15 protein-coding genes are annotated in these 13440 nt (G+C 64.3%); 12 read left to right on the top strand and 3 right to left on the bottom strand.

Translation table 11 applies throughout. The features are described from left to right. Positions 1 to 27: 27 nt before the first annotated feature. The 3 genes from GGR62_RS06970 to GGR62_RS06960 all read right to left on the bottom strand — a co-directional run bounded on the left by GGR62_RS06970 (position 28) and on the right by GGR62_RS06960 (position 3388). Entirely contained in the window at positions 28 to 2217 is a 2190-nt protein-coding gene (locus tag GGR62_RS06970) for a ricin-type beta-trefoil lectin domain protein (RefSeq protein ID WP_184407191.1), read from the bottom strand. Between the two features lie 134 nt (positions 2218 to 2351). Further along, positions 2352 to 2699 carry a hypothetical protein gene (locus GGR62_RS06965; protein WP_184407190.1) on the bottom strand — a complete coding sequence of 116 codons (348 nt, stop codon included), beginning with the start codon at positions 2697 to 2699 and terminating at the stop codon, positions 2352 to 2354. A gap of 128 nt (positions 2700 to 2827) precedes the next feature. After that, on the bottom strand, positions 2828 to 3388 hold the full coding sequence (locus GGR62_RS06960; protein WP_184407189.1) for a DMT family transporter: 561 nt from the start codon (positions 3386 to 3388) through the stop codon (positions 2828 to 2830). 38 nt (positions 3389 to 3426) lie between these two features. On the opposite strand from GGR62_RS06960, the gene GGR62_RS21135 reads away from it, so the two are divergent. The 12 genes from GGR62_RS21135 to tolQ all read left to right on the top strand — a co-directional run bounded on the left by GGR62_RS21135 (position 3427) and on the right by tolQ (position 13323). Then, complete coding sequence (locus GGR62_RS21135; RefSeq protein WP_260305603.1) at positions 3427 to 3720, top strand: hypothetical protein; 294 nt, start codon at positions 3427 to 3429, stop codon at positions 3718 to 3720. A gap of 112 nt (positions 3721 to 3832) precedes the next feature. Next, a complete protein-coding gene (locus GGR62_RS20935; protein ID WP_221229077.1) occupies positions 3833 to 4201 on the top strand; it encodes a LysR family transcriptional regulator in 369 nt (122 codons plus the stop codon). A 334-nt stretch (positions 4202 to 4535) separates the two neighbouring features. Next, on the top strand, positions 4536 to 4703 hold the full coding sequence (locus tag GGR62_RS21130; RefSeq protein ID WP_260305601.1) for a hypothetical protein: 168 nt from the start codon (positions 4536 to 4538) through the stop codon (positions 4701 to 4703). Between the two features lie 333 nt (positions 4704 to 5036). Beyond that, positions 5037 to 5690 (top strand): alpha/beta hydrolase, encoded by a 654-nt coding sequence (locus tag GGR62_RS06945; protein ID WP_326520244.1) that lies wholly within the window; start codon positions 5037 to 5039, stop codon positions 5688 to 5690. Between the two features lie 75 nt (positions 5691 to 5765). Continuing rightward, the gene (locus tag GGR62_RS06940; RefSeq protein WP_184407187.1) at positions 5766 to 6494 is read left to right on the top strand and encodes a YebC/PmpR family DNA-binding transcriptional regulator; all 729 of its coding nucleotides are present in this window, start codon (positions 5766 to 5768) and stop codon (positions 6492 to 6494) included. A 129-nt stretch (positions 6495 to 6623) separates the two neighbouring features. Then, a complete protein-coding gene (ruvC, locus tag GGR62_RS06935; RefSeq protein ID WP_184407186.1) occupies positions 6624 to 7148 on the top strand; it encodes a crossover junction endodeoxyribonuclease RuvC in 525 nt (174 codons plus the stop codon). 118 nt (positions 7149 to 7266) lie between these two features. Continuing rightward, entirely contained in the window at positions 7267 to 7851 is a 585-nt protein-coding gene (ruvA, locus tag GGR62_RS06930; RefSeq protein WP_184407185.1) for a Holliday junction branch migration protein RuvA, read from the top strand. A gap of 52 nt (positions 7852 to 7903) precedes the next feature. Continuing rightward, the gene (locus tag GGR62_RS06925) at positions 7904 to 9808 is read left to right on the top strand and encodes a potassium transporter Kup (RefSeq protein ID WP_184407184.1); all 1905 of its coding nucleotides are present in this window, start codon (positions 7904 to 7906) and stop codon (positions 9806 to 9808) included. A 2-nt stretch (positions 9809 to 9810) separates the two neighbouring features. Further along, positions 9811 to 10923 carry an SMI1/KNR4 family protein gene (locus GGR62_RS06920; RefSeq protein ID WP_184407183.1) on the top strand — a complete coding sequence of 371 codons (1113 nt, stop codon included), beginning with the start codon at positions 9811 to 9813 and terminating at the stop codon, positions 10921 to 10923. A gap of 57 nt (positions 10924 to 10980) precedes the next feature. Further along, entirely contained in the window at positions 10981 to 12021 is a 1041-nt protein-coding gene (gene ruvB, locus GGR62_RS06915) for a Holliday junction branch migration DNA helicase RuvB (protein WP_184407182.1), read from the top strand. Positions 12022 to 12073: 52 nt separating this feature from the next. After that, on the top strand, positions 12074 to 12532 hold the full coding sequence (gene ybgC / locus GGR62_RS06910; protein ID WP_184407181.1) for a tol-pal system-associated acyl-CoA thioesterase: 459 nt from the start codon (positions 12074 to 12076) through the stop codon (positions 12530 to 12532). 11 nt (positions 12533 to 12543) lie between these two features. After that, positions 12544 to 13323 carry a protein TolQ gene (gene tolQ / locus GGR62_RS06905; RefSeq protein WP_003482569.1) on the top strand — a complete coding sequence of 260 codons (780 nt, stop codon included), beginning with the start codon at positions 12544 to 12546 and terminating at the stop codon, positions 13321 to 13323. Positions 13324 to 13440: the final 117 nt, after the last annotated feature.

Genomic DNA, 13440 nt, shown 5'->3' with positions numbered 1-13440 from the left:
CTCAATGGGGCGTGTTCTGCCCTCTTGTTAGTTCGGCTGGACTTCCCACGTCTGGTTGACATTGCCAAGGCAATCCCACATCTGCGCACGTGCACCGTTGGTGGTACCTCCAGCAGAGTCATCCAGGCACTTGTTGTTCAGGTCGCTGCGAATCTGTCCACGAATGCGCCATGTTTGTGCCTGGCTGCCATTGCACGTGGCCATTACGATCGATCGGCCATTTGCCCCAAAATTGCCGGCTGCTTCGAGGCAGTTGCCGCCGTAGCCGATGATCGAGCCGTTCTTGCCAAGCGACCATTTCTGGTTTTTGGTTCCCGAGCAATCCCAGAGCTGTACAGCGGTGCCACTTGTCACTCCGGATGCTGCGACGTCCAAGCACCTGCCGGTAGAAACCTGGATTGCTCCGGTTGTTGGATTGAAGTTCCAGATTTGATTGGAGCCTCCGAGGTTGTCCCAGGTTTGCAGGCGTGCTCCATTCTGGCTGCCAGCGTTAGCGACATCCAATACCTTGCCTCCGCTGGCGATGATCGACGAAGTCCTGAAGTTCCAGCGTTGATTAGACGAACTATTCAGTGAATAGAGCTGGATCGACGCACCATTGCTGGAATTCACTCCCTGAATATCCAATACCTTGTCGGTGCCATTGCTGCGGAAGGAGCGGCTCAGGCTCTGCCAGTGCCACTTTTGCTGCCGCAGCCCATTGCATCCCCAGACTTTAATGGCGGACATGTCGCCGGTACCGCCCTCCGCCACATCCAAGCACTTTCCGGATGGGCCAACGATCTGCCCTGGAGAGCTGGAGTCGTCAAAAGGGACCATGGTTGACCGAAATTGAACGATTCTGGGGATGGTTATCACGAATGCCATAGCGTTGTCGGCCTGGCCAATCACGCCGCACGACTGTCCATAACAGCTTTGGACAAAAGGCGTTGAATAGACATTGACTTCGCGCTGGCCATTGATGCTATAGGCCATGAGGGTGTGAAAGCTGCCTACATCGCTGCGATGTCCATAGTTGAAGCCGGTTTCTTGTCCGGTTTCCCGCTGGTGATAAGAGCCGAGCAGATGCCCGAGCTCGTGCCCCAATGTGGTCGGCGGACAATAGTAGTTTCCGTCCACGCCTTCAGACACGATCGCATACGCATAGCGGGAGTCGGTTTGGCCATTCACCCAAGCGACGCCACAGTTGTTTTGGGTGGAATCGTTATAGCGGCGAATCACTGCGACGAGGTCGGCGCCGTAGTTTTCACGGATCTGGCGGATCGGGCGGAAAGCATCGTTGTAAGCACTAATCCAGGTCACTTCTTGCAGCGCCTGGCTGTTGTCGTTGTTGTTGGTATAGGCAACTTCTATGGTGCCGACCAAGCGATAACGCGCTTGTACGTTCGCATTTGCGAAGGCTTGATTGGCAATTTCCACCAGATTGGTCATCACTGTCTCGATTGCGGATTCTCCGCCCCGATAGGCTTTGTAATCAGGCGTGTAGCCGAGGACGACGTCAATGGTGTTGGTCGATGTCGTACCCGCTGCCGCGTTCACCTGGGCCAGGCTTGTGTACTCGGGAATCGCACCAGGTGCGGCAGACGATGTAGCGGCTGCCGACTGTGGAGGTGTGAGCGCGTCGCCGCGCTTGCTAGGAGTAGCTGCTTGCAATTGGACCTGAGACGCAGACATGACATATGGCTGGCCGTTGATCGTGGATATGCGGTAGACCTTGCCACCGCTGCTGCCAAGCGATCCAAAGACGGCATTCTTGCCGAAGGTCACGACCGATTCCTCACCGATCTGTGCGCCAGGCAAACGACCTACCCATGTCCAGTTGCCATTTTTGCCCTCGACATGACGGACATAATCCATTTTCAAGCGAGTGCCGTCTGGCGCGACGATTGTCATTTGCCCTTCTATCGTTGCGCGTAGCGCATAGCTTTCGCTGATGCGGGCGGGATAGAGATCGAATGGACCTTCCTTGATGGACGGCTTTTTGTCGTATGAAACCAGCGTGCCATTGTCCGGCGCATCAAAAGATGCGGACGAGCCTGCAGTCGGGCCAGAAGCACCAATTGCGCGATCAACGGCAGCCGCAGGATATCCAGACTGCGCGGCGGCTTGAGCTTTTTCGGGAGCGGAGTGCGTTACGTCGGTCGTTGCGGCGCCCGCATACCAGACACCTGTCGCTACGGCGACGCACGATGCCAGAATGATGCTCTTCTTGTACATGTTAGTGACTCTCCTTGCTTACTGCGGCTGCGCAGCGGTCCTGTTACGGTTGCTTGCCAATCGTGGATTTCGTGAGGCGGCACCAGATGTCGTTCATCACCAAATGCGTCCACCGCGCATTGTTGATGAACAGTTCATTCGTAGAACGGCGAGATGGCTGACTTGCTACCAGCGACCTGCGCTTCGTCTGGTGGGTTTTCGCCACCTGCGAGGGTAGCGGCCTGAAGCGGGACATCTTTAGTGGGTGATGTCACTTTTTTCAGTGGCAAGTGGCAGTGGCATGCATGATTAAATTCGATAACCAATATCATCAGGCTCAAAGTAGTGCGCCTGACATAAATCCGTATGGAGATTGAGTCTTGGGGTTTGGGTGCGACCGGTAACTTTTTTTTATCCATGCCGGGTTGTTTCCAACGCAACAGAGGGCGTAATGACCTTCCTTCGCCCAGTTTCGCGGCTACTGCGTCCAGGAGTTCAGTCATATCGCCCTGCCAGGCTTACTCAATCCAGTCCGTTAGGCGCTGAGTTGCGTAAGCAGTGCTGTTTCGCCACTGCAGGCCGCCCAGTCGAGGGCGAGCAATCGTTCGCAACACATTGCCGACACGTGCTTTCAACGCGCGGAGCACGATTGTGCAGGCGCTGGCGTCGCGGTCTGGCGCGATGCGATCACCACCCCGGCCACCACCACCGCCACGCCGGCGGCCTGGATGCCCGGTAGCTGGCGTCCTTCCAGCAGCGAAGCCAGCAGCGCGAATACCGGCACCAGGTTGAAGAATCCTGCAGCGGTGCCCGCGCCGACGCGGCGGATCGCACCGAACCACAGCAGGTAACCGAGCACGCTGCTGCACAGCGTCAGGTAGACGATGCCGAGGTGGACGCTGGCCGGTGCCGCATCGGCGGGCCGCAGCGGATGCTCGAGCGCCGCCGCCAGCGCCAGCATCACCACGGTGCCGGCCACGATCGACCAGGTGGTGGTTTCCAGTGCGCTGAGCGCGCCCAGATAGCGATCCGACACGGCCGTGGCCAGTGCCCGGCACAGCGCACCGCCGAGCACGATCAGATCGCCCAGGGCCAATTGCAGCGTTAGCAACCGTGCCGGATCGCCGTCGCTGACCACCAAGACCACACCGGCCAGAGCGCAAACCAGCCCGGTCCAGCGCCATGCGCTCATTTGCTAGCACGGCCGATAGCAGCAGCGTCCACAGTGGCGTGGTGGCCATCATCAGTGCCGCGTTGAATGGAGGGGTGGTACGCAGCCCGAAAAACATCGCCAGGTTGAAGCCGGCCACGCCCAGCAGGCCCACTGTCAGCAGCGCCGGTGCGTACGCGCGGGCACGCTGCCAGGACAGTGCGCCGCGCGCGCCCAGAATTGCCAGCAACACCACGCTGGCCAGCGCGAACCGTTCGGCGCCGGCACTGATCGGCGGCATGCCACTGATGACGTGCGCGCCGACGTTGAACGCGCTGCCCCAGGAAAAGGCGGTCAGGATCAGGCTGGCATAGATCAGGGCAGTGGGGCGCATGTCGGCAGGCCAATAAACGGAGCCGCCATGCTGCGCCGGGCATGGGCGTTTGCTATTCCCGGATCATCATTGCTGGATGTGAATAAATTCCCATGTTGGATTGGGAGGATCTGCGTCATTTTTCCGCCTTCGCCCAGGCCGGCTCGCTCGCGGCTGCCGCGCGCCGGCTCAAGATGGAGCACGCCACCGTGGCGCGCCGGATCGCCGCGCTGGAAGCCGCGCTAGGCCTGAAATTGGTGGATCGGCGCGCCCGCGTCTACGTATTGACCGCGGACGGCCAGCGCCTCGCTGCGCTGAGCCGGCAGAGGCAAGACGACGCCCAGGCGGTCCTGCGTGCGGCGGCCGCCGGCCAACAGCAGATCGGTGGGCCGGTGTCGCTGAGCGTGCCGCCAGCGACCGCCAGCGCGCTGGTGGCGCCGCACCTGGGCATCTGTGCCGGCGGCATCCGGCCATCCAGTTGACGCTGATCGCCGAAACCCGGACGGCGTCGCTGTGCGGGGAAACCGATCTGGCGCTGCGCCTGAGCCGTCCGGTCGACCCGGATCTGGTGGTGCGGCGACTGCGCCGGCTGCGGTTTTCCTACTACGCTGCGCCCGATTATCTGGCGCGTACCGCCCCAGCGCAGTACGCCTTCATCGGCTACGACCACAGCCTGGACGACAGCCCCCAGCAACGGATGTCGTTCGCACGTGCGGCCGGGCGTCCGTTGGTCCTGCGCAGCAATAGCGCCGACGTCCAGCGTGGCGCTGCGCGTGCCGGGGCTGGCGTGGCCCTGCTGGCCGATCGCCAGGCCTGGTGGACGCCCCCCGGCTGGTTCGCCTGCCTGGCGGTAGCGAGGCGATGGAACGCGAGCTGTGGCTGGTGGTGCATCCCGACCTGCGCCAGGCGCCGGCGGTGCGCGCGGTGGCAGAGTTCCTGGTCGAGGTGGTCGCCGCTCCGGCGTTGGGCGCGGAACCGCTTTAGGCTGGCGGCAATGCCTGGGGCGCGCGTTCTTGGGTCACGCAAGCGGGTGTGCATGATCCTGCCCGGATCGAATGGGTGGTCGGGATTGCCGGGCGCCGACGCCAATCGCTGCGTCGGCGCATGCGCACGCCGTCCAGATCGCCGTGCAGGTGGGGTGATCCGGGCAGCGCACCGTGGCGATGCGGGCCGGCGTACCAGCCCCGTCCACACCCTGTAGCGCCGCTTCCAGCCAGGGTGCCGATGGGCGATAAGCCCGGCGTTAAGCGCGCATCCGGTTAGCTGCAGGCATCGATTTCCAGGACCCCTTTCGACACCACCATGCAGACCACAGCAATGGCAACGGATGCGCGCGGTGCTTCCCCGGAAGGGGCGGTCGACAACATGGACGTGGTGCTGGTGCATGGCATCTGGAACGCCCGCAGCTGGTTGTGGCCCCTGGCATGGCGGCTGCGTGCCGAAGGCTGCCGGGTGTCCATCTTCGGCTATGCGAGCGTGCTTGGTGGTCCGCAGGCGGCGGTGCCGCAGCTGGTGGCGCATCTCCGCCGCAGGCCGGTGGGCGCGGTGATCGCGCACAGTCTGGGTGGATTGATCACCCTGCAGGCGCTGAGTCGGGCGCCTGATCTGCCGGTGAGGCGGGTGGTGTGTCTGGGTTCCCCGCTGGCTGGTAGCGCGGCTGCGCGCGGGCTGGCGCAGCGTGGCGGCGTCTGGGCGCTGGGGCGTAGCGCGGCGTTGCTGCAGCAAGGCATCGCCCCGTGGGACGGCGCCGCCGAGGTCGGTCAGGTCGCCGGCAACGTTGCCAGTGGGGTCGGTCGCTGGCTGGCGCCGTTGGACGCCGGATCCGACGGTACCGTGGCGTTGGCCGAAACTCGCTTGCCCGGCTTGCGCGATCACTGCGTGGTGCAGGCCAGCCATAGCGGGTTGATACGCTCGCCCGAGGCCGTCCAGCAGGCGCTGCGCTTCCTGCGCCAGGGCCGATTCCGCCACTGAACACCGCGGCCCCGGTGCGGGCGAGCAATCAGGTAAAATCCGCGCCCTGTCATCCAAGCCAGTCTGGAACCACCCATGGGTAGAGGCCCCTCGATCGAAGGCCGCAAGAACGCCTCCGACGCCAAACGCGGCAAGATGTTCACCAAGATCATCCGCGAGATCAGCGTGGCCGCGCGCGCTGGCGGCGGCGATCCGTCCAACAACCCGCGCCTGCGCACCGCCATGGACAAGGGCCTGTCGGCGAATATGTCCAAGGACGTGATCGAACGCGCCATCAAGAAGTCCACTGGCGAGCTGGACGGCGTGGAATACGAAGAAGTGCGCTACGAGGGCTACGCGCCCGGCGGCGTGGCGGTGATCGTGGACTGCCTGACCGATAACCGCGTGCGCACCGTTGCCGACGTGCGTCATGCCTTCAGCAAATGCGGCGGCAACATGGGCACCGATGGCTCGGTGGCCTTCATGTTCAAGCGCCTGGGCGTGCTCAGTTTTACCGCCGGTAGCGACGAAGACACCCTCACCGACGCGGCGATCGAAGCCGGCGCCGACGACGTGGTGGTGTACCCGGAAGACGGCGCCATCGACGTGCTGACCGCCCCGGACGCCTTCGCCCAGGTCAAGGACGCCCTGACCGCCGCCGGCCTGGAGCCGGCCCACGCCGAAATCACCTTCCGCGCCGAAAACGACATCGCCGTCGACGGCGACACCGCCATCCAGGTCCGCAAGCTGCTCGACATGCTCGAAGACCTGGACGACGTGCAGGACGTGTATTCGAACGTCGATCAAGCAGCGCTAGGCGCGTAAGCGCCGGGAATTGGGAATGGAGAATCGGGAATCGAAACAGCCGCATCCTGCATTGCCCGGCAGCGTCGAGCACGCCAGTAGGCCGCTTTACCCATTCCCGATTCCCGACTCCCGATTCCCGGCCCCTCGATGACCCGCATCCTGGGCATCGATCCCGGCTCCCAGCGCACCGGGCTCGGCATCATCGACATCGACGAGAGTGGTCGCAGCCGGCATGTCTATCACGCGCCGCTGGTGCTGCTGGGCGAGGGCGACTTCGCCCAGCGGCTCAAGCGCCTGCTGCACGGGCTGGGTGAGGTGATCGAGACCTACCGGCCGGATGAAGTGGCGATCGAAAAGGTGTTCATGGGCAAAAGTGCCGACTCGGCGCTCAAGCTCGGGCACGCGCGCGGCGCGGCGATCTGCGCTGTGGTACTACGCGACCTGCCGGTACACGAGTACGCTGCCACCGAGATCAAGCTGGCGCTGGTCGGCAAGGGCGGTGCGGACAAGGTGCAGGTGCAACACATGGTCGGCATCATGCTCAACCTGAAAGGCAAGCTGCAGCCCGACGCCGCCGACGCACTGGCGGTCGCCATCACCCACGCCCATGTCCGCGCCACTGCGCAGCGAATGGGCGTCAATACCCAACAGGCCTGGAGCCGCAAGAAATGAGAATCGGGAATCGGGAATCAGGAATCGGAAATCGCAAACGCGGAATCCAGGGAAGCTCACGCTCTTGCGATTCCCGATTCCCGATTCCCCAATCCCGGCACCGCCATGGCGGTGCCCAATGATCGGCCGCCTGCGCGGGATCCTGGCCTACAAGCAGCCGCCGTGGCTGGTGATCGACGTGGGCGGGGTGGGGTATGAACTGGAGGCGCCGATGAGCACCTTCTACGATCTGCCCGATGTCGGCCGTGACGTCATCCTGTTCACTCACTACGCGCAGAAGGAAGACAGCGTCTCGCTGTACGGCTTCCTGCGCGAGGGTGAGCGCAGGCTGTTCCGCGATGTGCAGAAGGTCACCGGCATCGGCGCCAAGATCGCGCTGGCGGTGTTGTCGGGCGTGAGCGTGGACGAATTCGCCCGCCTCATCACCAGTGGCGATATCACCGCGCTGACCCGCATCCCCGGTATCGGCAAGAAGACCGCCGAGCGCATGGTGGTGGAACTGCGCGACCGCGCCGCCGATTTCAGCAGCGGCGCGCCGATCACCGGTCAGCTCGGCCCGGATGCGGTATCCGAAGCCGCCGTGGCGTTGCAGCAACTGGGTTACAAGCCGGCCGAGGCCGTGCGCATGGCACGCGAGGCCGGGGCAGAGGGCGACGAAGTCGCCACCGTCATCCGCAAGGCACTTCAAGCCGCGCTGCGCTGAGTTGCGCGCGAATCTCCCTCTTCACGCCTCGCGGCGCTAATCTGACTCCCACATGGCCTCCACCCCAACTCCCCCCAGCTCCAGCCATTCGCATGGCAAGACCGGTCTGCCGCTTGTGCTGGGTGCCATTGGCGTCGTCTTCGGCGACATCGGTACCAGCCCGCTGTACACCCTCAAGGAAGCGTTTTCGCCGCACTACGGCCTGACCCCCGACCACGACACCGTGCTCGGCATCCTGTCGCTGGTGTTCTGGGCGTTGATGACTGTGGTCACGCTCAAGTACGTCGCCATCATCATGCGTGCGGACAACGACGGCGAAGGCGGCATCATGGCGCTGACCGCGCTGGCGCAGAACGCGCTGCCTGGCGGCTCGCGTTCGGTCTACGTGGTTGGCGTGCTCGGCATCTTCGGCGCCTCGTTGTTTTTCGGCGACGGCGTGATCACCCCGGCCATCTCCGTGCTCTCGGCAGTGGAGGGGCTGGAGGTCGCCGCGCCACAGCTGCACAATTTCATCGTCCCCATCACCGTGGCGGTGCTGGTGGCGCTGTTCCTGGCCCAGCGGTTCGGTACCGAAAAGGTCGGCAAGGCGTTCGGCCCGATCACGCTGCTGTGGTTTCTGGTGCTTGGTGCGATTGGTGTCTACAACCTGGCGCAGGCGCCGGAAGTGCTGCATGCGCTCAATCCGTGGTGGGGCGTGCGGTTTTTTGCCGAGCACAACTGGCATGCGGTGTTCGTGCTCGGCGCGGTGGTGCTCTCGGTCACCGGCGGAGAGGCGCTGTATGCGGACATGGGGCATTTCGGCGCCAAGGCGATCCGCTACTCCTGGAACTTCCTGGTGCTGCCGATGCTGACCCTGACCTACCTGGGCCAGGGCGCGCTGATGCTGCGCGACCCGGCTGCGGTGCGCAATCCGTTCTACGAAGCGGTGCCCGACTGGGGCCTGTACCCCATGATCGTGCTGGCGACCGCCGCCACGGTGATCGCCTCGCAGGCGCTGATTACCGGTGCGTATTCGGTGGCCAGTCAGGCGATGCAGCTGGGCTACATTCCGCGCATGCATATCCGCCATACATCGCACTCCACGATCGGCCAGATCTATGTGCCCGCGATCAACTGGATCCTGCTGGCATTGGTCATCGTGGCGGTGCTTGGCTTCGGTAATTCCGCTTCGCTGGCGACGGCCTATGGCGTGTCGGTGACCGGTACCATGCTCATCACCACGGTGCTGATGATCATCTACGCACGCGCCAATCCACGCGTGCCGCGCCCCCTGCTCTGGGTGCTTGCAGCGGTATTCCTGGTGGTGGATTGCGCTTTTCTGTACGCCAACATCATCAAGTTCATGGACGGCGCATGGTTCCCGCTGCTGCTCGGACTGATCCTGTTCATCCTGATGCGCACATGGCGACGTGGCCGCAAACTGTTGCAGAGCGAGATCCGCAAGGACGGCATCGGGCTGGATAGCTTCCTGCCCGGGCTGATGCTGGCGCCACCGGTGCGCGTGCCCGGCACGGCGATCTTCCTGACCGCCGACCCGATGGTGGTGCCGCATGCGTTGATGCATAACCTCAAGCACAACAAGGTGCTGCACGAGCGCAATGTGTTCCTCACCGTGGAGACGCTGCCCGTGCCGTATGCCACCGCCAGGCAACGGCTGCAGATGGACGCCATCGGCGACGAGTTCTACCGCGTCTACGTGCGCTTCGGCTTCATGGAAACGCCGGACGTGCCGCTGGCGCTGATGCGCTCCTGCGACCAGGGCGGGATCTATTTCGACCCGATGGATACCACCTTCTTCGCCAGCCGCGAAACCATCGTGGCCAGCGCCAACCGCGGCATGCCGATCTGGCGCGACAAGCTGTTCGCGCTGATGCATCGCAACGCGGCCCCGGCGACCGGCTTCTTCCGCATTCCCGGCAATCGCCTGGTCGAACTGGGCGCACAAGTGGAGATCTGAGCATGGCCGCGCTCAAGTGGATGCTTTACGGCTGCTCCCCGACACTGGACACATTCTGGGACGAAGCACTGAATCCTGGTCGGATGCCCGCTACGGCGGAGGCGATCGAAGCGGCCGAAACCCGGCTCGGCATCCGTCTGCCGGCCTGGCTGCGGCAACTGTATGCGCGCTATGACGGCGGCGCGGTGCAGATGGCGCGTGGCCGGTCGCTGGAGCAGCCGGACAACTGGCGCAAGGCCGAGTGGCTGATCCCGCGCGCGCGCCTGCTCGGCAGTGCGGAACTGTTCTCCTTCGCCGAGGTGCGTGCCCGACAGGAGTATCGCGACGATGCCTACGCCGGCCTGGCGGAAGGTGGCGACGATCGCTGCGTGATCGCCATCGCGGCCGATCATCGTTCGCCCAGCCGCGCGCTGTGTCTGGACTACTCCGCATCCGATGTCGAGCCCACCCTGGTGTACGTCGATGCGGGCGACAAGCGCCGGCTGAGCGTGTTCGCCAACGTGGACGATCTGCTGTCGCAGTTGGTCGATGTCCGCTACTGGTCGCCGGCATTGCAGTCCAAGTACGGTCGGGATGTGCTGCAGTGGCAGCCGCAGCCGCCCGCATTGACCACGTTCTGGAGCGGCCCCGAGCGGCGGAACGGGGGCCGAGCTGCGGCGGACGCCGCCATGTTGGCTGCCACCGAAGCGCGGCTGGGCGTGCGCTTGCCGGCACTGTTCAAGCGCCTGTACAGCGTCCAGGACGGTGGTGACACCAATTGGTGCTGGGTGCCGCGCACCCGCTTTCCCGCCGATCTTTGCCTGGATTGGGAATGCGTGCTGGTGGATCGCGATCTGTTGCCGCTGGCGCAAATCCGCAGCGTGCTGGATTTTGCCGATGCCTTCGAAGACCGGAATGACTTCAGCGCCGCAGCCTGCCTGCACGCCGGCCTGGATCAGCTGCTGGTGCTGTCGGCCCATAACATCGACTGCCTGCTATGCCTGGACTATCGCGCACGCGGCCCGCAATGCGAGCCGGAGGTCGTCTATTTCGAGGACTGGGACGGGCTGGTGCCGACCTGGCGCGCGCCGAGCTTCGAGGCGTTCTTCGGCGTGTTGCGGCAAGCCGAGCTTTAGCTCTAGAAATCTGGATCAATGCTGCGCCGGCGATGCGCGGCATGAGAAGATGGCGGGATGACCGAACAGCGCATCATCGCCAGCAGCGCCACCCGCGAAGACGATGCCGCCGATGCGAGCATCCGCCCCAAGCGCCTGGCCGATTATCTCGGCCAGCAGCCGGTGCGCGAGCAGATGCAGATCTACATCGAAGCGGCCAAGGCGCGCGGCGAGGCGATGGATCACGTGCTGATCTTCGGCCCGCCCGGCCTGGGCAAGACCACGCTCAGCCACGTCATCGCCAACGAGCTCGGGGTGAACCTGCGTTCGACCTCCGGCCCGGTGATCGAAAAAGCCGGCGACCTGGCCGCGCTGCTGACCAATCTGCAGCCGCACGATGTGCTGTTCATCGACGAGATCCATCGGCTCTCGCCGGTGGTGGAAGAAGTGCTGTATCCGGCGATGGAAGATTTCCAGATCGACATCATGATCGGCGACGGCCCGGCCGCACGCTCGATCAAGATCGACCTGCCGCCGTTCACCCTGATCGGCGCCACCACCCGCGCCGGCCTGCTGACCGCGCCATTGCGCGACCGCTTCGGCATCGTGCAGCGGCTGGAGTTCTACTCCCCGCAGGAACTGACCCACATCGTGATCCGCTCGGCGGCGATCCTGGGCATCGACTGCACGCCCGATGGCGCGGCCGAGATCGCGCGCCGCGCGCGCGGCACCCCGCGTATCGCCAACCGGCTGCTGCGGCGGGTGCGCGACTTCGCCCAGGTCAAGGCGTCCGGCCATATCGACCTGCCGGTGGCGCAGGCCGCCATGCAGATGCTCAAGGTCGACCCGGAAGGCTTCGACGAGCTCGACCGTCGCATGCTGCGGGTGATCGTGGATCACTTCGACGGCGGGCCGGTGGGCGTGGAATCGTTGGCTGCCTCGCTGTCGGAAGAGCGCGGCACGCTGGAAGATGTGATCGAGCCCTATCTGATTCAGCAGGGCTTTCTGATCCGCACCGCGCGCGGGCGCATGGCCACCACCAAGGCCTATCTGCACCTGGGCCTGAAGCCACCGCGCGACCGCTCTCCGGGCATCGGCGAGCCGGGAGACCTGTTCTGATGACGCTCCGTCAGTCCCGCGCCCGGGCCGCCTCGATCAAGCATCCGTGCCCATGACATCCGATTCCCGACTCCCGATTCCCCAATCCCCGCCTGTATTCAGTTGGCCGACACGCGTGTATTGGGAAGATACCGACGCCGGCGGCGTGGTCTACCATGCGCGCTACGTCGCTTTCATGGAACGGGCGCGCACGGAGTGGATGCGCGCACTCGGTTACGGGCAGGACCGCATGCGCCAGGAGCACGATCTGGTGTTCGCGGTCCGTTCGATGCAACTGGATTTCCTCAAGCCGGCCCGGCTCGACGACGCGCTGTCAGTGTCGGCGGTCTTGCGTAAATGCAAACGGGCCAGCCTGCTGTTTGCGCAGTCGGTACGTCGCGAGGGCGAAGTGCTGCTGACCGCCGAGGTGCGTATTGCCGCACTCGGCGCCAGCGACTTCCGCCCGCGTGGGATGGACGATGCGCTGTATGACGTGTTGAAAGCTTTAGAAACCCAAGAATCCGATTACTGAGGAACAAACGGATGTCGATTGCATTGCTCCTGGCCCTGCAGGACACGGTAGTGGAAGCACTACCGCAGGACGTTGCCGCCGCTGCGGCACAGACCGCCAGCGTGGCGCACAACAGCAGCATCAACTATGTCGATCTGATCCTGCGGGCGAGTATCCCGGTCAAGATCATCGTGTTGTTGCTGCTGATCGGCTCGTTCATCAGCTGGGTGATCATCTTCCGCAAGGCGCGCGCCTTCAAGCAAGCCAACCGCGAGGCGGACGAGTTCGAAAACCGCTTCTGGTCCGGCGCTGATCTGGCCAAGCTGTACGCCTCGGCCACCGACCGCAACCGCACGGTCGGCGGTCTGGAGTCGATGTTCGAAAGCGGGTTCCGCGAATTTTCGCGGCTACGCGACCGGCGTCGGCTGGATGCGCGTGTGCAGTTGGAAGGCGCACAGCGCGCCATGCGCACCGCCTTCACCCGCGAAGTCGATCAGCTCGAACGCAATCTCGAGTTGCTGGCCAACATCGGTTCCACCGCGCCGTACGTGGGCCTGGTGGGCACCGTGTTCGGCATCATGGTAACCATGCACGACATGGTCAGCAGCGGCGAGCAGGCCGGTATCGCGGCCGTGGCGCCGGGCATCTCCGAAGCCTTGTTCGCCACCGCCATCGGTCTGTTCGTGGCGATTCCCGCGGTGTGGGCCTACAACCGCTTCACCACCCGTGTGGAACGGCTGTCGGTGCGCTACGAGACCTTCGCCGACGAGTTCAGCTCGATCCTGCAGCGCCAGGCCGGCGCGGACGAGTGATGCGCGTGCCCTGCGACAGCTGGCGCGTAGGCCAGCCCCTCGCCATCGCCGGCACGTTCCTGTGCGTGGACGTGGCAGGCGGGGCGGTTGTACACGCCTGTGTGCCAGCGCCCAGGA

This window comes from Xanthomonas sp. 3075 (assembly GCF_014197275.1).
Taxonomy (GTDB): Bacteria; Pseudomonadota; Gammaproteobacteria; order Xanthomonadales; family Xanthomonadaceae; genus Xanthomonas; species Xanthomonas campestris_B.
The sequence above is the reverse complement of the archived record's forward strand: the minus strand, read 5'-3'. Positions and strand labels throughout refer to the sequence as shown.